The organism is Dyella kyungheensis (genome assembly GCF_049913195.1).
Classification (GTDB): Bacteria; Pseudomonadota; Gammaproteobacteria; order Xanthomonadales; family Rhodanobacteraceae; genus Dyella; species Dyella kyungheensis.
In genome coordinates, this window is record NZ_CP183983.1 from 4,859,526 (window position 1) to 4,878,521 (window position 18,996).

At 65.2% G+C, this 18,996-nt stretch carries 16 protein-coding genes; 8 read left to right on the forward strand and 8 right to left on the reverse strand.

Annotation, left to right across the window (positions count from 1 at the left end):
• Positions 1 to 124: 124 nt before the first annotated feature.
• Both rsmB and ACN9MB_RS21740 read left to right on the forward strand, forming a co-directional pair.
• Complete coding sequence (gene rsmB / locus ACN9MB_RS21735) at positions 125 to 1,420, forward strand: 16S rRNA (cytosine(967)-C(5))-methyltransferase RsmB (protein ID WP_426270278.1); 1,296 nt, start codon at positions 125 to 127, stop codon at positions 1,418 to 1,420.
• Between the two features lie 100 nt (positions 1,421 to 1,520).
• On the forward strand, positions 1,521 to 3,251 hold the full coding sequence (locus ACN9MB_RS21740; protein ID WP_426270279.1) for an ArnT family glycosyltransferase: 1,731 nt from the start codon (positions 1,521 to 1,523) through the stop codon (positions 3,249 to 3,251).
• A 224-nt stretch (positions 3,252 to 3,475) separates the two neighbouring features.
• Here the strand turns inward: ACN9MB_RS21740 and ACN9MB_RS21745 are convergent, their stop codons facing one another.
• Genes ACN9MB_RS21745 through ACN9MB_RS21765 form a run of 5 tightly spaced genes read right to left on the reverse strand, consistent with a single transcriptional unit; the run spans position 3,476 to position 8,492 of the window.
• Positions 3,476 to 4,588 (reverse strand): glycosyltransferase family 4 protein, encoded by a 1,113-nt coding sequence (locus ACN9MB_RS21745; protein WP_426270280.1) that lies wholly within the window; start codon positions 4,586 to 4,588, stop codon positions 3,476 to 3,478.
• Complete coding sequence (locus tag ACN9MB_RS21750; protein WP_426270281.1) at positions 4,585 to 5,445, reverse strand: glycosyltransferase family 2 protein; 861 nt, start codon at positions 5,443 to 5,445, stop codon at positions 4,585 to 4,587. Before ACN9MB_RS21750 ends, ACN9MB_RS21745 begins: the two co-directional genes overlap by 4 nt.
• A 22-nt stretch (positions 5,446 to 5,467) precedes the next feature.
• Positions 5,468 to 6,397: a glycosyltransferase family 2 protein gene (locus ACN9MB_RS21755; RefSeq protein WP_204634718.1), complete on the reverse strand. Its 930-nt coding sequence runs from the start codon at positions 6,395 to 6,397 to the stop codon at positions 5,468 to 5,470.
• Complete coding sequence (locus tag ACN9MB_RS21760) at positions 6,394 to 7,344, reverse strand: UDP-glucuronic acid decarboxylase family protein (protein WP_426270283.1); 951 nt, start codon at positions 7,342 to 7,344, stop codon at positions 6,394 to 6,396. Before ACN9MB_RS21760 ends, ACN9MB_RS21755 begins: the two co-directional genes overlap by 4 nt.
• A gap of 41 nt (positions 7,345 to 7,385) precedes the next feature.
• The gene (locus tag ACN9MB_RS21765; RefSeq protein WP_426270284.1) at positions 7,386 to 8,492 is read right to left on the reverse strand and encodes an O-antigen ligase family protein; all 1,107 of its coding nucleotides are present in this window, start codon (positions 8,490 to 8,492) and stop codon (positions 7,386 to 7,388) included.
• Positions 8,493 to 8,792: 300 nt separating this feature from the next.
• Between ACN9MB_RS21765 and ACN9MB_RS21770 the strand changes: the two genes are divergently transcribed.
• From ACN9MB_RS21770 to ACN9MB_RS21785, 4 genes are all read left to right on the forward strand, one after another.
• Positions 8,793 to 9,608 carry a glycosyltransferase family 2 protein gene (locus tag ACN9MB_RS21770; protein ID WP_426270285.1) on the forward strand — a complete coding sequence of 272 codons (816 nt, stop codon included), beginning with the start codon at positions 8,793 to 8,795 and terminating at the stop codon, positions 9,606 to 9,608.
• Positions 9,605 to 10,642, forward strand: coding sequence for a CDP-glycerol glycerophosphotransferase family protein (locus tag ACN9MB_RS21775; RefSeq protein WP_426270286.1), 1,038 nt, complete (start codon positions 9,605 to 9,607; stop codon positions 10,640 to 10,642). Before ACN9MB_RS21770 ends, ACN9MB_RS21775 begins: the two co-directional genes overlap by 4 nt.
• Positions 10,643 to 10,732: 90 nt before the next feature.
• Complete coding sequence (locus ACN9MB_RS21780; protein WP_204634723.1) at positions 10,733 to 12,439, forward strand: glycosyltransferase family 39 protein; 1,707 nt, start codon at positions 10,733 to 10,735, stop codon at positions 12,437 to 12,439.
• Complete coding sequence (locus ACN9MB_RS21785) at positions 12,436 to 12,759, forward strand: hypothetical protein (protein ID WP_426270287.1); 324 nt, start codon at positions 12,436 to 12,438, stop codon at positions 12,757 to 12,759. The genes ACN9MB_RS21780 and ACN9MB_RS21785 overlap by 4 nt, the downstream gene beginning before the upstream one ends.
• A 98-nt stretch (positions 12,760 to 12,857) precedes the next feature.
• Here the strand turns inward: ACN9MB_RS21785 and ACN9MB_RS21790 are convergent, their stop codons facing one another.
• Positions 12,858 to 13,739: a lipid A biosynthesis acyltransferase gene (locus tag ACN9MB_RS21790; protein ID WP_426270288.1), complete on the reverse strand. Its 882-nt coding sequence runs from the start codon at positions 13,737 to 13,739 to the stop codon at positions 12,858 to 12,860.
• 137 nt (positions 13,740 to 13,876) lie between these two features.
• Between ACN9MB_RS21790 and dtd the strand changes: the two genes are divergently transcribed.
• Positions 13,877 to 14,317, forward strand: coding sequence for a D-aminoacyl-tRNA deacylase (gene dtd / locus ACN9MB_RS21795; protein ID WP_426270289.1), 441 nt, complete (start codon positions 13,877 to 13,879; stop codon positions 14,315 to 14,317).
• 165 nt (positions 14,318 to 14,482) lie between these two features.
• On the forward strand, positions 14,483 to 16,336 hold the full coding sequence (gene rpoD / locus ACN9MB_RS21800; protein ID WP_204634727.1) for an RNA polymerase sigma factor RpoD: 1,854 nt from the start codon (positions 14,483 to 14,485) through the stop codon (positions 16,334 to 16,336).
• 389 nt (positions 16,337 to 16,725) lie between these two features.
• Here rpoD and ACN9MB_RS21805 read toward each other — a convergent pair whose 3' ends face one another.
• Positions 16,726 to 17,100: a nuclear transport factor 2 family protein gene (locus tag ACN9MB_RS21805; protein ID WP_204634728.1), complete on the reverse strand. Its 375-nt coding sequence runs from the start codon at positions 17,098 to 17,100 to the stop codon at positions 16,726 to 16,728.
• Between the two features lie 95 nt (positions 17,101 to 17,195).
• Positions 17,196 to 18,797, reverse strand: a complete 1,602-nt coding sequence (locus ACN9MB_RS21810) for a S10 family peptidase (protein ID WP_426270290.1) — start codon at positions 18,795 to 18,797, stop codon at positions 17,196 to 17,198.
• Positions 18,798 to 18,996: the final 199 nt, after the last annotated feature.

The following is an 18,996-nucleotide window of genomic DNA, read 5'->3' on the forward strand; positions in this document are numbered from 1 at the left end:
TTCAAAGCCACGCAGAAACCGATTGTGGCCGCTACTGGATTCCGGCCTACGCCGGAATGACGAGCAAAAAGCTTGGGCCTCGTTCATCCCCGCTTCTCACCCCCATCCACTACCTTCCCCCTCCATGACCGACACCCGTGCTCTAGCCGCCCAAGCCCTTGCCGACGTCGCCCTGCGCGGCACCTCGCTGCGTGAGGCGATGGAGCGCCATGCACCGAAGCTGGCGGACGGTCGCGATCGCGCGCTGCTGATGGCCCTGCTGAGCGATGGCGCACGCTGGTGGCTGCGCTTCGATCCGGTGCTCGATCGCCTGCTGGAAAAATCGCTGCGACAGAAGGAGCCGGTGGTGCACGCGCTGCTGGTGCTAGGGCTGGTGCAGCTGGAAATTCTTGAAATGCCTGCGTACGCCGCTGTGGCCGCCACCGTGCAAGCCACGCGCGCGCTGCAGCGTCCACGCATGGCAGGCCTGGTGAATGCGGTGCTGCGCCGCTGGCAACGCGAACGCGAGACGCTGCTGGCCGAACTCGACGCCAAGCCGCAGACGCGCCACGCGCATCCGGTGTGGCTGGCCAGGATGCTGGCGCGCGACTGGCCGGAGCAGGCGGATGCCGTGATGGCGGCGGACAACGTCGAACCGCCGCTGATGCTGCGCGTGAACCACCGGCGCACCGAGCGCGACTCGCTGATCGAGCGACTCCGTTTGGACGGCTATACGGCCGATGCACATGCATGGCTGGACGACGGCATCGTGCTGCCGCACAGCACCGACGTCACCCGCCTTCCCGGCTTCGCCGCCGGCGAGTTCGCGGTGCAGGACGGCGCCGCGCAGATTGCCGCCGACCTCGCCGACGTGCGCGATGGCCAGCGCGTGCTGGATGCCTGCGCTGCCCCGGGCGGCAAGGCTTGCCATCTGCTGGAGCGTGCCAGCGTCGCACTGACCGCGCTGGAATTCGACGCCAAGCGCACGCAACGCATCAGCCAGAACCTGGAGCGCCTCGGTCTCGAAGCCAGCATCGTCGTCGGCGATGCCGGCGAGCCGGCGGGCTGGTGGGACGGCAAGCCCTACGATCGCATCCTGATCGACGCGCCGTGCTCGGCTGCCGGCGTGCTGCGTCGCCGGCCCGATGTGCGGCTGCACCGTCGCGAAAGCGACCTCGCGCCGCTCGCCGCACAGCAACGACGCATCCTGGCCGCTCTCTGGCCTCTGCTGGCGCCGGGCGGGCGGCTGGTCTACATCACCTGCTCGATGTTGCGCGCGGAGAACGATGCCGTCGTCGGCGAGTGGCTGAAGGATCGGCCCGATGCCCGCGCCGTGGAGTTCACCCTGCCGGTGGGCCAGGCCGCCAGCGTGGGCTGGCAGGTGCTGCCGGGCGATGGCGACCTCGACGGCATGTACTATGCCGTGCTTGAGAAGGCCTGAAACTTGCGGGCCGTGCGCCGCGCCTAAGCCAGGGACAAGGCAGCGCCGTTAGGCTATTCGATCAGCGACGCGGCCCTGCCGCATCTCCGGAAATACAAGCATGTCCGTTTTTTCTGAAGCCACTCCCCTGGAACGCCGCCGCTTCTGGCTGTTGCTGCTGATCGCGCTGGTGGTGATCGGTGCCGGCATGGGGCTGCGCGATCCCTGGCCTTCCGACGAACCGCGCTTTGCGCTGGCCGCCAAGCATATGGTGGAGAGCGGCGACTGGCTGTTCCCGCATCGCGGCAGCGAGCTGTATTCGGACAAGCCGCCGATGCTGTTCTGGCTGGAAGCGGCCAGTTACACGGTGCTGCGCAACTGGCGCATCGCCTTCCTGCTGCCTTCGTTGCTGGCGGCGCTGGGTTGCCTGGCACTGGTGTATGACCTCGGCCGTCGCCTGTGGAATCGGCAGGTCGGCATGTATGCGGCGTCGGCGCTGCTGATCACCTTCCAGTTCGTCTATCAGACTAAGCGCGCGCAGATCGATCCGCTGGTGATGTTCTACATCACGGCGGCGAACTGGGGCCTGCTGGTGCATATGCTCAAGGGGCCGAACTGGCGGGCGTTCTGGTTCGGCTGTTTCTGCGCAGGCCTGGGCGTGATCACCAAGGGCGTGGGCGTACTCGCACTCTTGATGATCGTGCCGTATCTGGTGGCCGCATTCGGCCAGTGGCATGGCGTGGCGCGCATGGGCGAGGGTGCGTGGTGGCGCTGGGCGCTGGGTCTGCTCGCGCTGCTGTTGGCCATGGCGCTATGGTTGGTGCCGATGCTGTTGGGTGCCAAGGCGCACGCGGGCGATCCGACCTATGCGGCTTACGTCAACGATATCCTGTTCCATCAGACGGCCGGCCGTTACAGCAAGTCGTGGGATCACCACCACAACACGCTGTATTACGTGCCGATCGTGCTGTTCACCTGGCTGCCGCTGTCGCTGACCTATCCCGGCATGCTGCCGCGCTGGTGGCGCTCGTTGAAGGCCAAGGACGCGCGCATCCTGCTGCCGCTGGGTTGGATCGTGCTGCTGCTGGTGTTCTTCTCGATCCCCAAGGGCAAGCGCGACGTCTACATCATGCCGGCGCTGCCGATGCTGGCGCTGGTCAGTGCGCCGTATCTCGACGAGCTGCTGCAGAAGCGCTGGTTGCGCGTGGCGGGGCTCGTCTTTATCGGGATCATGGGTGCGGCCGTGCTCGGTATTGGAGCAGCAGCGCTCATCGCACACCCCAAGTTCACCACCGAGTTCGCCATCGCGCGCGGTTTCGACGATGGCGGTCAGGCGCTTTGGTGGATGGGCGTGACCCTCGGCGCCGTTCTGTTTGCACTGATCGCCACACTGCGGGTTCGCCGCGCAGTCCTCGCCGTCTCCTGCGGCATGGCCGCGATATGGCTGACGCTGAGTTTCTGGGCGTATCCAGTTCTCAACGACTCCAGTTCGGCGGCCGGCGTGATGCGCGACGTGCGCGAACGCCTGCCGGCGGGCGACCAGATCGGCATGGTGGCGTGGAAGGAACAGAACCTGCTGATGTTCGACCATCCGGCAACGGACTTTGGTTTCACTCGCCCTTGGCATGAGCAATACGCTGCAGCGGTGAAGTGGCAGGCCGCCGATCCCGAGCATCGCTGGTTGTTTGCGCTGGATGGGGTGATGGCGAACTGCGTGGATCGCAGCAAGGCGGTGAGCCTGGGGCACGCGAATCGGCGTGAGTGGTGGATGTTCAAGGCCGACGCCGTGGTGCCGGGATGCCTGCCTAGCGAAGACGTGGATCGGGTGCCGGCGGCGGCGTTGGAGGAGTAACGCTCGCGGCACATTGCACTTTTCCCTTCCCCCGTCGGGGAAAGGGGGCAGTCTTGCCTCTGTGCCGATCACTGCGCTAAATGCGCAGCGCAGATCTACCCCAGTCACCTGCCTTTCTGTGGGAGCGCACTTGTGCGCGACATGGGCGCCCGGACGTACTGCTCCGTAGGCTTGTCGCGCACAAGTGCGCTCCCACAAGGTGACCCGTTGCTGGCTAGAGCCGCTTAAGCACGCAGCAGCTTCTCGTACGCCTCTTCCGTCCTGCCCACGAACAAGGGCAAACCGAACTCCCGCTCTGCATGCTCACGTGCAGCCGCACCCATCGCAGGCAGCACGCCGCGCTGTTCGACCAATGTTCTCACCGCTTCAGCCATGGCCTGGCGATCACGCACCGGCACGATCCAGCCATCGCTCCCCTCGTGGATGTTCTCGGGCAGCCCCGCATAGCGCGTGACCAGTACCGGCTTGCCCATCGACATCATTTCGCGGCAGGCGAAGGAAATCGTCTCCACGTCATAGGACAGGACGAAGCCCGCATCGAGCGAAGCGACCAGGCCGCGCGAGTCGCTCAGCACGCCAGGAAAAACCACCTGGTCGGACAACCCCAGCGCCGCGACACGTTCAAGCTCGGCGGCCTGCGGCGGTACGCCGGCAATCAGTACGCGCACACGCTGCCGAATATCGGGAGGAAGCAAGGGCAACGCTTCCATCAGATCCATCCAGCCTTTGTAGCTGGCGGTTCCTGCATTGCTGCCGAGCAAGAAGACACCGTCGTCGCCGCCGTTCCAGCTGGCGCGTTCGGCCTTCGCTTCGTCGGCCGGCCACGGCGACCAGCGTTCGATATCGACGCCGTTGTAGACCGTTTCCAGGCGGCAGCGGCGATAGGCGGTCTGCAACAATTCGCGGCGCGTGTAGTCGCAAACGGCGATCACCATGTCCGTGCGGCGCGCGCGCAGCGCCGCGCCAATGCCACGCACAGGCTTGGAGTTGTGCTTGGTCCACACCAGGGCGGGACGCCTGGCCGGCATGGCCGAAAGCACCAGGCGGTGGTCGGCCGAACCATTGACGTGGACGAGATCGAACGCCTGCTCGCGCAAATACGCAGCGAGCTGTACGCGCGCACGACGCCGCGCCTTCCACTTGTTGATGCCGTTGGGAAACGGCTGGTCCAGCACGAACACCCCGGGCAAGGCTCTCGCCTCGCGATTCAGCCGGCTGCCGGGAGGGGCGGCCACGTGCACTTCATGGCGCGAGGCAAGTGCAGCCGCCAACTCGCGGACATAGGTGGTGTGACCGCCGCCGTCGCCGCCATGGAAGTTGGTGTAAAGCAGTTTCATGCTGCGCGGTCGTTGTCGCCGAGCAGATCGACATGCTGGCTAATGCCGGCATCGCACCAGGTGATGCCTTGCGTGCGCGTGGCATGGAACAGGCGGTTGTTGGGCAGGTCCATGTCGTCGACTTCCGGCGGGGAACGCGAGTTGTGCCACAAATGCACCGCAAGCGCGACCCACTTGAGCGCGCGTCGCTTCAATCCCGTGTTTTCCAGGCGTGCCGCCAGCTCGCGGTCTTCCGCACCGTAGCCTTCCATCCGCTCGTCGAAGCCGTTCACGCGCAGCAGATCGTCGCGCCAGAAGCTCATGTTGCAGCTCATCACCCGGCCGCCGTTGCGCGAGCGCGACTTCCACCGCCCCAACGCCGGTGCGTGAAATGCGTAAAGTCTCTTGGTGCCATCGAATTCGCCGAAGTCGGCCTTGGACCACGGCGCGAACACGGGCGCACCGCCCGCCAACAAGCGCTTGGATTCTTCCGGCGTCGCCTTGATGCGACCGCCCTGCAGGAAGAATCCGCGTTCGGCCAGCATCAGGTGATCGGCGATGAAATGCGGATGGACCAGCATGTCGCCGTCGAGCAGGATCACGTAATCGCCGCGGCTCGCGGCGATCCCTCGATTGCGTGCACGCGCCGCGCGAAAACCGTGGTCTTCCTGCCATACATGGCGCAGCGGCACCGGGAAGCTCGCGGCCAGGCGCTGCACCAGAGCCGCCGTCTCTGCGGTCGAACCGTCGTCGGCGACGATCACTTCGTAAGGCAGCTGGGACTGGCGCGCCAGCCCTTCCAGCATGCGTTCGAGTGCCTGCGGCCAGTTGTAGGTCAGCAGCACCACGCTGACCTTGAGCTCGAGGCCGGCGCTCATGGATGACGAGCCCCGGCGGACATCACGCGCCCGCCTTGCCGCGACTCTTGCGACCGTGCCGCAGGATGGACACGGTGCGCTCGAGCCGCTTGAGCCAACCGGACGTGCCACGACGGAAAGCGATGCCGGCATAGCGCCAGGCTTCGTCCATGCCCGGCTCCGGCTTGCTGCGGAATTCCGCCTTGGCCAGGTCAAGCGTATGGACGTCCATATGCATGCGCTCGGCATAGTGGTTGATCAGCGTGCGCGAGCGGAACAGGTTGACGAACTGGTTCTCGCGTTCGCGTGCATGCCACCAGCCGTTGGCGCCGTGCACGCGGTAGTGCACCAGGCCGGTGGGCAGGTAGTACTTGCGCGCGCCGAGCACGCTGGTGCCGAACACCAGGCAGTTGTCGGCCGAGATGCGCCATGTGCTGAGGAACGCGTGCGGAAGGTCGAGTGCGCGCTGCGCCCACGGCCGGCGCATCGACAGTGCCGAGGTCGCCGCGCCGTACCAATAGGCGGTCACCCAGGTGCTGATGGCGGTGAAGCCCAGATCGGTGGCGCGATCGGCGTAACCGACGAGGCCCTGCTCGTTGCCGAACAGATTGACGTCGGTGAACACGAAATCGATGTCGCGCCGGCTGTCGTAGACCTCGCCGATGCGCGCGAGATAGTCCTTGTCCCAGCGGTCGTCGGCATCGAGGAAACACACGACGTCGCCGGTGACGCCTTCCATGCCTTTCACGAAGGCCGAGAGCTGGCCGCCGTTGCTCACGCAGCGCAAGGTGATGCGCTCGTCGCTGCCGTAGCGTTCGGCCAGCCACGCGGCGGAGCCATCGGTGGAACCGTCGTCCATCACGATGAGCTGGGCGGCGGCACGCGTCTGCGCCAGCACGCTGTCGATCGCCTCGCCGACGTAGTCCCGGTAGTTGTAGTTGGTGATGACGACGCTGAAGGTCACCGCCTTCATGCAGCCACCTCTCCCTTCAGCAGCTTGCGGAAGTAGGCGATCGTTTCGCGCAGGCCATCGTCCAGGCTCACGCGCGGCTCCCAGCCTAGCTTCTGCTTGGCCAGCGAGATGTCCGGCTGGCGCTGGCGCGGATCATCCGAGGGCAACGGGCGGAACACCAACTTGGAATGGCCGCCCACCAGCTGGATCACCCGCTCGGCGAGCTGCAGCATGGTGTGCTCGACCGGGTTGCCGATGTTCACCGGACCGGTGAAACCGGCCTCGCTGTCCATCATGCGCACGATCACTTCGATCAGGTCGTCCACATAGCAGAAGCTGCGCGTCTGGCTGCCGTCGCCGTAGATGGTGATGTCCTCGCCGCGCAGCGCCTGCACGATGAAGTTGCTGACCACGCGCCCGTCGTTGGGGTGCATGCGCGGACCATACGTATTGAAGATGCGCACCACCTTGATGTCGAGGTTGTGCTGGCGGTGGTAGTCGAAGAACAGCGTTTCGGCGCAGCGCTTGCCTTCGTCGTAGCAGCTGCGGAAACCGATCGGATTGACGCGGCCCCAGTATTCCTCGCGCTGCGGATGCACTTCCGGATCGCCGTACACCTCGCTGGTCGATGCCTGCAGGATGCGCGCGTGGGTACGCTTGGCCAGGCCCAGCATGTTGATCGCGCCATGCACGCTGGTCTTGGTGGTCTGCACCGGGTCGTGCTGGTAATGCACCGGCGAGGCGGGGCAGGCGAAGTTGAAGATGCGGTTCACTTCCACGTAGAGCGGGAAGGTCACGTCGTGGCGCATCAACTCGAAGTACGGGTGGTTGAGCAAGTGGGCGATGTTCTGCTTGCTGCCGGTAAAGAAGTTGTCCGCACACAGCACGTCATGGCCGTCGCGCAGCAGCCGGTCGCACAGATGCGAACCGAGAAAGCCCGCGCCACCGGTTACCAGTACCTTGTTCATCGATAGTCCCGAGTCCCCAAACACATCGGGGTACTTTAGTTTTATTGGATGGAATTTGCCGGCTTCGACCGATCGCCCGCCATCAGGCCCAGCACCAGGCCCATCGGCAGCCAGATCAGCAGCCAGGCCGGACGGGGACTATCGAGCATCTGCGGCATGTCGAACTGCAGCACGACCGACGCATAGACCCAGATGGCCAGCACCAGGCGACCCGAGAGGGTCCCCCGGTGGCGCCAACCCTGCCAGCCGATCATCAGCCACATCGCCACGGTCAGCAGCAGGCCGGGCAGGCCCAGCTCCACCGTCACCTGGGTCAACAGGTTGTGGGTATGCGTATACGCCGCGCCGTTCACGATCAGACTGATGGGGGCGCCCTGGCCCAGGCCGATCATTGGATGCTGCACGATCAGGTGCAGCGCCTGCATCGCCAGCTCCGGACGCAACGAGGTGCCGCGCTCGGTCAACATGGAGGCCGGCCACAGCAGCATCACCGCCGCCAGCACGACCACGGTCCCCGCCAGCCAGCGGTGGGCGCGGCCGGGCTGCCACAACGGCATCAGCACGACGGCAAGGGCCAGGCCCAGCCATACGCTGCGCGTCTCGGTGAGCCCCACGAACAGCAGCAGCACAGCCATCGCCGCATAACGTGCGACCGACCAGCGACGGTCGGTGAGATCGAGCTGGCTGAGCCACAGCGCCACCACGCCCATCAGGGCCGCGGCGTAGTTGGCGGTGCCGATGGTGCCTTCGCCGACGATGCGGCCGTCCTGCACCGGGGTGATCACGAAGGCGATGCAGTAATAGATGGCGCATGCCCCGATCCCGAGCCCGGCAGCCAGCAGCAGCTGGCGAATGCGCGCGACGTCGCCCGCCGTATAGGCGTGCCAACCCATGACGAAGGCGAAGACGCTGAGCAGCCTTCCCACTTCGTTCGACGGATGGGGCAGATGCCCCCAGCTCAGCGACACCAGCGCCCAGGCCAGCAGCGCGAGAAAAACCCGGAACACCGGCAATGGCCACAACTGGCGCCACACCCGCGCGCCCTGGGTGAAGGACAGCACCAGCGCGGGCAGATACAAGAACAGGACCAGGCTGTTCTGGTATGCCTTACCCGGATTGAACGACACACCCGCGGGCATGATGACCATGCCCAGCATCATCCAGACGATGCCTATACCAAGAATCGTGCGCCCGATGGCCCGGCTCTTTGGCTGAATGTCTGTCGTCAATGGAGTCGTCCTGCTTCTCATACTGCCTGCTTGCCTGATCGTTACTGCTGTCCCGGGCCGGCCCGAAACCGTTCTATTTTCAGGGTTATCTGACCCGAAGTCAGCAGGATAGTGCAGGGCTCCAGCTGAAACCGAGCCGACCATCGCCTCTCGGCCAACGCGCAAGCGCACCGCCCGGGGGACACGAGCCTCGTTTCGAATGCGGCTAGAATTCGCCATATGCCTACCTTTCCCCTCACCCTCGTCGTGATGACCTACAACGAGGCGAAGAGCATTGCGCGCTGCCTGGACAGCGTGCCCTTCGCCGGCGAAAAGCTGGTGATCGACAGCGGCAGCACCGACGGCACGGTTGCCGTGGCGCAGGCGCACGGGGCACGGGTGGTGCACCAGGATTGGCTGGGTTTCGGGCCGCAGCGCAATTTCGCTACGACGCAGTGCAGCAATGAGTGGATCCTCGCGCTCGATGCCGATGAATATCTCTCGCCCGAGCTGGCGGCGGAACTCGAGCAGCGGCTGCCCGAGCTGATGGCCAGAGGGATCAGTGCCGCCTTCCTGCGCCGCTCGACCATTTTCATGGGCGCACGCATGCGCTGGTACCTGCCTTCGATGGGCGAGAAGATGGCCCGCCTCTACCATCGCGACCGCGCCCGCTGGACCGATGCCCGCGTGCACGAATCGCTGCGCTTCGACGGCGCCTCGGTGACGCTGAAGGCCGCCTTCAACCACGAGAACAACCCCAGCCTGCCCGAGAAGCAGATCAAGGTGCTGCGCTACGCCGAGCTGAAATGCCGCGACTGGCTGCAGAAGAACAAGCCGGTGCGCATGTGGCAGACGCCGTTCGTGTACCTGCTGGCCTTCATCAAGGATTATTTTTTACGGCTGGCCTTCCTCGACGGTTGGCGCGGCTTCGTGATCGCGCAGACCGCCGCCTCGTATGCCGCCTATAAACGCATGCGTTACTACGAAATGCGCCGCAACCCCGCGTCGCTGCAGACCGCAGCCGACGCCCTGATTCGCCACGGCATCGATCGATGAGACAACCCGAGCACTACCTCCTGTATGGCTCCGAGCGCTATGCGCTGGCCATCCTGCGTCCGATCCAGGAGGCCATCCGCGCCCGCGGCGACGAGGCGGCCTGGTTCTTCGACGGCCCCGGCGCCGAGGATCTGGTGGCAGGCGAACGGCTGCTCAGCGTGCAGGAAGTGCGGGCGTGGAAACCGCGCGCGGTGATCACCTCCAGCAACGCGGTGCCGCATTTCTTTCCCGGCGTGAAGGTGGAGACCTTTCACGGCTTCGATGCCGGCAAGCCGCGACACATCTATGTGCGCGGCTTCTTCGACCTTTACTGCACCACCGGCCCACGCGATACCGCGCAGTTCCAGGCCATCGCCGATCGGGTGGGCCATTTCAGCGTGGTGGAAACGGGCTTTCCCAAGCTCGATCCGTTCATGCGGGAAATCAGCGGTCCGCTGCCGGCCGTGCGCCAGCCGCCGGTGATCCTCTACCACTCCACCTTCTCGCCGTCCTGGAGTGCCGCCGAAACGCTGTACGAGGAAGTGAAGCGCCTCTCGCGCGATGGCCGCTGGCGCTGGATCGTCACCTTCCATCCGAAGATGAATCCGGACACCACCGCCAAGTACAAGGCGCTGCAGAACGAGTACCTGACGTTCGCGGAGAACGACAACATCCTGGAGTTGTTCCCGCAGGTCGACATGATGTGCTCGGACACCTCTTCCGCGCTCAACGAATTCCTGCTCACCGGCAAGCCCGTGGTGACCTTCAAGAATCGCCGCCCCGGGCCGCAGCTGATCGACATCGACGAGGCCTCCCAGTTCGAACCGGCGATCGAGCGCGCGCTGGCGCGGCCGCCCGAACTGATGCAGGCGATTCGCGAGTACGGCGATGCCATCCATCCGTATCGCGATGGCCACTCCGCCGAGCGCATCCTCAAGGCCATCGATGGTTTCCTCGCTGCGGGCGGCCGCAACCGGCGCCGTAAGCCTTGGAATCTCTGGCGAAAACTGAAGATCCGCCGACGCATCGGCTACTGGGGTCCCGCGGGCTACTGAGGGTCCCCTCGGCCGCGCTCGCGGCCGGGTCAGCGTGGAGCAGGGTCGGCTCGGGATAGAATTGTTTCATTCCCATAAAGAAGACTGCCCGTGGCATCCAGCAGCTATAGCCGCTCCGAACACCTGCGCTCCCTCTGGCCCTGGCTGCCGTTGTGGGCGCTGGCTGCCCTGCTGGCGATCTTCTCGCACGGTCCGATGCCGCTGTATTCCACCCGCACGCTGGCGGTGGCGTGGGAGATGTGGATCCACCACGACTGGCTGGTACCGCACATCAACGGTGCCCCTTACAGCGAAAAGGTGCCGCTGCTGTTCTGGATGATCCACGCCGGCTGGCTGGTATTCGGCGTCAACGACATCTGGCCGCGCGTGCTGGAAGTGATCTTCGGCGGCACCCAGCTGGTGCTGGTCTCGTTGTTGGCGCAGCGGCTGTTTCCCAACCGTTCCTGGGTGGCCAAGGGAGCGCCGTGGATTCTGCTGGCGCTGGGCTACGCGTTCCTGTTCGGCCAGCAGATCATGTACGAGGTGCTGCTGGCGGTGTGGGTGCTGGCGGCGCTGCTCTGCCTGACACCCAAGCCGCAGCGGGCGGAACCGCGCTGGCTGCTGTTCGGCCTGTGCGTGGGCGCCGGCCTGCTCACCAAGGGCCCGGTGATGCTGCTGCACGTGGCGTTCCCGTTCTTGCTCGGCCCGCTGTGGAACGACTGGGCGCGCGACAACCGCGTGCGCTGGTACTCGCGCGGCGTGCTCGCCTTGCTGCTCGGCGGCGCGATGTTGCTGGCCTGGGCGCTGCCCGCCGGTTTCGCCGGCGGCGAGGCGTATCGGCAGCGCCTGTTCTTCACCCAGACGGCCGGCCGCGTGGTCAACGCGTTCGATCATGCGCGCCCGTTCTGGTGGTACGTGCCGATGATTCCGGCGCTGCTGTTCCCCTTCAGCGGTTGGCCGCGCGCCTGGGTGGCGCTCGCCACCCTGCGCCGCCCGTTCGACAGCGGCATGCGTTTCGCGCTGTGCTGGCTGGTGCCGGTGATCGTGGTGTTCTCCTTCATCAGCGGCAAGCAGTTGTATTACCCGTTACCGGAATTTGCCGGTGCGGCACTGCTCATTGCCGGCGCCATCGCGGCGCTGCGCGACCAGCGCCCGGCGTTGGCCAACAATCCGTGGCTGGGTACCTGGCCGTTGGGCGTGGGCGGCATCCTGTTCGGCATCTTCCTGTTCGTGCTGCCGGTGCTGGTGTCGCACAACGACCTGCATGGCGAATGGTTCGACAGCACGCAGCGCTACAGCCGCTTCTTCAGCGTGGTGTTCGTGCTGCTGGGCATCCTGCTGTTGCTGCGCGGTCGCGGCGAAATGCGCCGCCTGGCCGTCGCCGGACTGGTCGGCACGCTGGCACTCAATACGCTGTTCACCCTGACCATGTGGCAGAACTTCGACCTGCGGCCGTCGGCCCTGATGCTGGGCTCGGTCGATGCGGAGCAGCGCCCGATCGGCCTGCTGGGCAACTACGAAGGCCAGTTCCATTTCGCCGGCCGGCTCACCCATCCGATCGAACGGCTGTACGAAGGCAAGTCGTTGCAGACGTTCGCGCAGGAGCACCCCGATGGCGTGATCGTGGAGCATCCGGAAAAGCTCTCCAACGAGGCGCTGCGTTATGCCTTGCTGGTGCAGCCGTTCCGCTCGGGCTGGGTGGTGATCTGGCCGGCCAAATCGCTGGCCGACCTGCGCGCCGGCCGTGTACCGGCCGAGCCGGCGCATCCGACCCGGGTCTATCAGGTCGACGAGTGGCGCGTGCGCGCCCTGCAATGAACGAGCTGCTGATCGCCAACCTGCGTGCGCAGTGCGGCGGTCCGCGTGACGGCGCGTTGCTGCGTTTCTCGCTGGGCAATGCCTTGTTGGCGGCAGGCGACGCCGCCGGCTCGATTGTCGAATTCCGCCAGGCCGTGGCGTTCGATGCCGGCTATTCCGCCGCGTGGAAGCTCCTGGGCAAGGCCTGCCTCGCCATCGATGACAGAGCTGGCGCCGCGGACGCGTGGCGCCAGGGCATCAGCGTCGCCCAGACGCGCGGGGACAAGCAGGCCGAGAAGGAAATGACGGTGTTTCTGCGGCGGGTGGAAAACCAGCCCTGACCTGTCCCCTGTGCGCGACAAGCCTACGGAGCGGTAACGACCAGGCGCCCATGTCGCGCACAGGGTGCGCTCCCACAGGTGCACGGAGGGCCTGTGATTCAGTCGTACGGGCTTTTCCAGGTATCGGCCGAGAAGCGCTTGTACTGCCACTGGTACTGCGAGAAGGCCAGCTCCACGCACTGTTCCACGCCCTGATTGAGCGCACGGCAGCCGACGGCGAGATCCGCGTCGGCCAATCCCGAGGGTGCCGGCAGCAGGTGGATGCGATAGCCCTCGCCCTTGGGCAGGCGCTCGGCAAACGCGAACAGCACGGTAGCGCCGGTGCGCGCGGCCAGTCGTGGCAGCAGCACCATGGTCAGCGCGTTCTGGCCGAAGAACGGCGCCACCTCGCCTTCGCCGGCGCGCGGCTTCTGGTCGGGCAGGATGCCTACCGTGCCGCCGGCCGCGAGCCGCTTGTACAAGGTGCGCACGCCCGCACCCTCGGCCCGTACCTGTTCCGGCGCCAGCGCGCCGCGCACCTTGCGCAGCAGGCCCTCGATCGCGGCGATGCGCGGCGGGCGGTAGAGGATCGCCATCGCCGTCTTGCGGCACAGCCAGTAGTTGAGCAACTCCCAGCAGCCCAGGTGCGGCGCGGCGATGATCACGCCCTTGCCGGCGGCCAGCGCGGCATCGAACAGCGCCTCGCCGCGCACTTCGCGCACCATGTCGAGCGCGCGCTCGGGGTCGTTGCCCCAGATCTTGGTGATCTCGGTGGCGGAACGGCCGGCGTCCTCCATCACCTCGCGCAGCAAGGCGGCATGGGCGCGTTCGTCCAGCGAAGGACGGGTCAGCCGCAGGTTCACCGAGGTGTTGTGCGCGGTGCGCGTGCGCAAGGCCAGCGAGAGCCGGCCAATGCCCGCGCCGATCGCGTGCAGCGTGCGCAACGGCAGCTTTCCGAACAGGCGCAGGAGCAGATAGAGAAGGGTGATGTCGAATCGCATGGGCGACGCAGTGTAACCGCCCGCGCTGCCCGTTCACGGGTCAACCACGGGTCGCCTGCTTACGTTCTGTGCAACGAGGCTACCGTCGGCGACGGTCAGGCCCTAAGCTTCCGCCGTCTCCGGCCGTTACCCATTCGATGATCGCCCTGATCCAGCGTGTCCTGTCAGCCCGTGTCGATGTCGAAAACAGCACTGTCGGGGCCATCGGTCCTGGCCTGCTCGCGCTCGTGGCCGTGCAGCCGGGCGACGACGAACCGCGTACCCGCCGCATGCTCGAACGCCTGCTCGGCTACCGCGTGTTTGCCGATGAGCAGGGCCGCATGAACCGCAGCCTCGCCGACACCGGCGGCCAGTTGCTGCTGGTCAGCCAGTTCACCCTGGCCGCCGACACCCGCTCGGGCATGCGCCCCAGCTTCACCAGCGCCGCCACACCCGAGGAAGGGCGCCGCTGGTTCGACCGCCTGGTCGAACTGGCCCGCGCCGCCCACCCGGGGGTGGAAATCGGCCAGTTCGGTGCCCATATGCAGGTACATCTGGTCAACGATGGCCCGGTCACCTTCTGGCTGGAGACGCCATGATCGCGATCACCCCGGCGCGCCTCGACCAACTGCGACAAAATCCCCGGAAGATGCCGATTTGGCGCGATTTTTGCGTGTCGGCACTGCCGAGTCTCTTCCTTGAAAACTGGTCAAAAAAGCATCACATAGGTATACTGATCGGTTCCTGCATACGCGGCGGTAGGTATGAATAGCAAAGCTCCTGAGCAACAGTCTGAAATCAAGGCGCTCATCTCCAAGGGTCTGGAGCAGGGCTACCTGACCTACGCCGAGATCAACGACCACCTGCCCGACGACATCGTCGATCCGGAGCAGATCGAAGACATCATGGCGGTGCTCAAGGGCGTCGGCATTGAAGTGCACGACGCCGCGCCGGATTCCGATCCGCTGTCGGACAACGCGCCTGGCGCATCCACCGACGATGAAGCTGCCGCCGAAGAAGCGGTCGCGTTGTTGTCGGCTGTCGATTCCGAAGTGGGCCGCACCACCGACCCGGTGCGCATGTACATGCGCGAGATGGGTACGGTCGAGCTGCTGACGCGCGAAGGCGAAATCGCCATCGCCAAGCGCATCGAGGAAGGCCTGGGCCAGGTGCAGACCGCGCTTGCCAGCTTCCCGCTGACCATCGAGCTGCTGCTCGAGGAATACGACCAGCATCTGGACGGCAAGCGCCGCCTGAGCGAAATCCTGGCCGGCTTCGCCGATCTGGAGGAAGCCGCCGACGCCGCCCAGGCCGCCGCGGCCGATGCCGAAGTGGACGAGTCCGAAGTCGAGGAAGACGACGACGTCGAAGGCGCCGAGGAAGAAGAGGCCGGCCCGACCGGTCCGGATCCGGAAGAGGTCAAGCGCCGCATGGAACTGCTGCGCGACTACTACGGCAAGTTCCAGAAGGCGGCCCCCAAGGCCACCGACATCAACGACAAGAAGGTCACCAAGCTGCGCGACCAGATGGCTGAGGAATTCCTCAAGCTCAAGCTGCCGTCCGCGCTGATCGACAGCTTCGTGCGCAAGCTGCGCGAAGTGGTGAACGACATCCGTCACCACGAGCGCGTGTTGATGGACATCTTCGTCAAGCACGTGAAGATGCCCAAGGCCGAGTTCCTCAAGGCGTTCCCCAGCAACGAGGGCAACCTCGAGTGGGCGAATGAGCTGGGCCGCAAGCGCCAGAAGTGGTCGCCGAACATCAAGGGTTACAAGGAAGCGATCGACGGTGAGCAGGAAAAGCTCGCCTCCATCGAGCGCAAGCTGTTCCTGCCGCTGACCGACATCAAGGAAATCAACCGCACGATGTCGATCGGCGAGGCCAAGGCCCGCCGTGCCAAGAAGGAAATGGTCGAGGCGAACCTGCGCCTGGTCATCTCCATCGCCAAGAAGTACACCAACCGCGGCCTGCAGTTCCTCGACCTGATCCAGGAAGGCAACATCGGCCTGATGAAGGCGGTGGACAAGTTCGAATACCGCCGCGGCTACAAGTTCTCCACGTACGCCACCTGGTGGATTCGCCAGGCCATCACCCGCTCGATCGCCGACCAGGCGCGCACCATCCGTATCCCGGTGCACATGATCGAGACGATCAACAAGTTGAACCGCATTTCCCGCCAGATGCTGCAGCAGTTCGGCCGCGAGCCGACGCCCGAAGAGCTGGCCAAGGAAATGGACATGCCTGAGGACAAGATCCGCAAGGTGCTGAAGATCGCGAAGGAACCGATCTCGATGGAAACCCCGATCGGCGACGACGAGGATTCCCATCTGGGCGATTTCATCGAGGACACCAACGCGTCCTCGCCGATCGAGTCGGCCACCGAAACGGGCCTGATGGAAACCGTGCGCGACGTGCTCGCCGGCCTCACGCCGCGCGAAGCGAAGGTGCTGCGCATGCGCTTCGGCATCGACATGAACACGGATCACACGCTGGAAGAAGTCGGCAAGCAGTTCGACGTCACGCGTGAGCGCATCCGCCAGATCGAGGCCAAGGCGCTGCGCAAGCTGCGTCACCCGAGCCGCTCGGAGCAGCTGCGCTCGTTCCTCGACATCGACTGAGCACACGCTGGTGCAAGTTGCGAAGAGCCCCGCGAAAGCGGGGCTTTTTGTTTGGGGCGCATCCGCTCCAGAGAACTTTGTGGGAGCGCACCCTGTGCGCGACAGGAGCGAAGCGGAGACGCGCCAAGGGATAACCGTTCGACGCGGTACATCGCCGCTCACCCGTCGCGCACAAGTGCGCTCCCACAGGGTTACCGCAGCCGGTGCATACACGCAGATCTCCTGGAGGTGCGTGTCGGTCACGAAAACCTTGTGGGAGCGCACCCTGTGCGCGACAGGAGCGAAGCAGAGACGCGCCACGGGATAACCGTTCGACGCGGTACATCGCCGCTCACCCGCCGCGCACAGGGTGCGCTCCCACAGGATTACTGCGGCCGATGCAGGCGAACTCACCCGCCCGCATCGTAAAAGAACTGCTCCTGCACGATCTTGTCGTCCTTGACGTGATACACGCAGATCTCCTGCATGTTCACGCGGCCGTATTCCTTCATGGTCACATCCAGCGTCATCACCACGCTGAACCAGTTGCCGGCGATCAGCGGTTCGCTGACTTCGACGCCGTGCATCTCCGTCACGCCCGCCTGGAAACGCTTGCCCTTCTCGAGGATGGCGTCCAGGCCTTTGACGTTGCCGAGCGGACCTTGGGCCATGCCTTCAGGCTCGATGCTCACGGCGTCCTTGGCATACAGCTCGTGCTGCGCTTCCTCGAACTGGCCGTGGCGGCACATGGCCACCAGGCGCTTGGCGACGGATTCGGTGCTCATGACGAAATCTCCGGCTGGCGAGGCCCGCGAGCGTAACGCCGGCTGCGGCAGCCGGATGTGAAGGTGCGCCGTTGCGGCGCACCTTCACGCCACCATCAATGCTTGCTGACGTTGTCGGTTTCGGAGATGAAGCTCGCCACGTTGTCGTGCAGCTTCTTCAACGAATCCTCATGCGCGTAGACCATGTGTCCCGACGGGTACCATGCATAGGAGATGTTCTTCTCCAGGTTCGCGGGAATCGGCATGTGGTGCATCTCGTAATCGGCCGCGAAGTAGGGCGTGGCCAGATCGTAGTAGCCGCCGTTGAGCGAGACGCGCAGGTTCGGATTGGTCTTCATCGCCGTGGCGAGATCGGGCATCACATTGGTCGACTGCTGCAGCGACTCGGTGGCACCGGGTGCCTTGTGCGAGAAGTCCCAGTGATCGATATCTGCGAACAGGCGATAGGTCTGGTTCTCGCCGAACTTCAGCTGGCGGCGTACGTAGTCGTTGAACGCGGCCACATAGGCCGAGCTGATCGCCGAGGACTGCGGATCGTAGTCGGACGACTTGCTCAGCGGATCGATCGACGGACCGGAGAAGCGGCTGTCCAGGCGGCCGGTGGTGAGATCGCCGTCGGCCTGCAGCTCGTGCTCGAACATGCCGCCGTCGACACGCAGGTTGGCCTTCAGCAGATAGGCCACCGGCAGGCCGGTGTACTGGTGCAGCTTCTGCGCCACCGCCTGCTTGCGCGCATCGTCCAGGCGCGAGCCGGCCATCAATGCCGAGGCGTAGTCGGTCAGGGCGTACTGTTCCACTTCATGCAGGAACGGCTCGAGCGCGGCGGGCTGCTGCGGCAGCTTGTGGTGATAGTAGGCCGTGGCTGCGAACGTCGGCAGCCCAACCACGTACGGCAGATCCACGCCCGGATTGTTGGCCGGACCATCGATGCTGCTGTCGAAATTGAGGATCTGCGACAGCAGGATCACGCCGTTGAGGTCGACGCTGTTCTCGTTCTCCAGGATGTTCGCCACCACCGCCGAACGTGTGGTGCCGTAGCTCTCGCCGAACAGGTATTTGGGCGAGTTCCAACGGTTGTACTGCGAGAGGAACTGGGTGATGAACTGCGCGAACGCGTGACCGTCGCCATCGACGCTGTAGACGGTCTTCTTGCGATCCTTCATCTGCTCGTCGCGCTTGCCCTTGTCGGCATCGTCGGCAAGCAGGCGGCTGAAACCCGCGCCCGGCGCGTCGATGAACACCAGGTCGGTGGCGTCGAGCAGGCTGTAATCGTTGTTCACCAGGCCATACGGTGCGGCGGGCGTGTGCGCGTCGTCGCTGGTCACCACGCGCTTGGGCCCGAACGCGCCCATGTGCAACCACACCGTGGCCGAGCCCGGCCCGCCGTTGTAAACGAAGGTGATCGGCCGCTTGCCCGGCTCCACGCCCTTCTTGAAGTACGCCGCATAGAACATGCTCACCTGCGGCTCGTTCTCCTTGTCGCCACTGCCGTGCAGCACCAGCGTGCCTGCCACCGCCTTGTAGTCGATGCTCTTGCCTTCCACCTTCACCGTACCCGACGTCTCCGACGACTGCGGCTTCAACATCGCGGCATCCGGCTTGTCGTCCGGCTTGTCCTTGTCCTTCTTGTCGGCCGCATGGACCGCCGTACCGAGCAACAGCGTGGCGAGCGCCACGGCGAGGGGAAGCTTGCGCATAAAGGTGAACCTCTGAACGAGCGCGACAGCGCGACGCTCCAGCTTAGGTGCCAGGGCAGGTCGGTTTCATACGCCAGAAGTCATTGGCGGAGGGGTTGGGAGCGAGCCACCCCTTCCCGCAAGTCCCTTCGGTGGCTTCACAGAGGAACCCTCTCCCTGGCGGGGAGAGTGAGAAGTGAAGTACATCGGGCCGGGCTGG

What these genes read in the sequence shown, in the direction of transcription:
- ACN9MB_RS21750 (WP_426270281.1), bottom strand. Translation starts at nt 5,445, where the DNA reads ATGAGCGCCGGCCTCGAGCTCAAGGTCAGCGTGGTGCTGCTGACCTAC.
- ACN9MB_RS21805 (WP_204634728.1), bottom strand. Translation starts at nt 17,100, where the DNA reads ATGAGCACCGAATCCGTCGCCAAGCGCCTGGTGGCCATGTGCCGCCAC.
- ACN9MB_RS21770 (WP_426270285.1), top strand. Translation starts at nt 8,793, where the DNA reads ATGCCTACCTTTCCCCTCACCCTCGTCGTGATGACCTACAACGAGGCG.
- ACN9MB_RS21785 (WP_426270287.1), top strand. Translation starts at nt 12,436, where the DNA reads ATGAACGAGCTGCTGATCGCCAACCTGCGTGCGCAGTGCGGCGGTCCG.
- rpoD (WP_204634727.1), top strand. Translation starts at nt 14,483, where the DNA reads ATGAATAGCAAAGCTCCTGAGCAACAGTCTGAAATCAAGGCGCTCATC.
- ACN9MB_RS21765 (WP_426270284.1), bottom strand. Translation starts at nt 8,492, where the DNA reads ATGGTCATCATGCCCGCGGGTGTGTCGTTCAATCCGGGTAAGGCATAC.
- ACN9MB_RS21740 (WP_426270279.1), top strand. Translation starts at nt 1,521, where the DNA reads ATGTCCGTTTTTTCTGAAGCCACTCCCCTGGAACGCCGCCGCTTCTGG.
- ACN9MB_RS21775 (WP_426270286.1), top strand. Translation starts at nt 9,605, where the DNA reads ATGAGACAACCCGAGCACTACCTCCTGTATGGCTCCGAGCGCTATGCG.
- ACN9MB_RS21790 (WP_426270288.1), bottom strand. Translation starts at nt 13,739, where the DNA reads ATGCGATTCGACATCACCCTTCTCTATCTGCTCCTGCGCCTGTTCGGA.
- dtd (WP_426270289.1), top strand. Translation starts at nt 13,877, where the DNA reads ATGATCGCCCTGATCCAGCGTGTCCTGTCAGCCCGTGTCGATGTCGAA.
- ACN9MB_RS21755 (WP_204634718.1), bottom strand. Translation starts at nt 6,397, where the DNA reads ATGAAGGCGGTGACCTTCAGCGTCGTCATCACCAACTACAACTACCGG.
- rsmB (WP_426270278.1), top strand. Translation starts at nt 125, where the DNA reads ATGACCGACACCCGTGCTCTAGCCGCCCAAGCCCTTGCCGACGTCGCC.
- ACN9MB_RS21810 (WP_426270290.1), bottom strand. Translation starts at nt 18,797, where the DNA reads ATGCGCAAGCTTCCCCTCGCCGTGGCGCTCGCCACGCTGTTGCTCGGT.
- ACN9MB_RS21760 (WP_426270283.1), bottom strand. Translation starts at nt 7,344, where the DNA reads ATGAACAAGGTACTGGTAACCGGTGGCGCGGGCTTTCTCGGTTCGCAT.
- ACN9MB_RS21745 (WP_426270280.1), bottom strand. Translation starts at nt 4,588, where the DNA reads ATGAAACTGCTTTACACCAACTTCCATGGCGGCGACGGCGGCGGTCAC.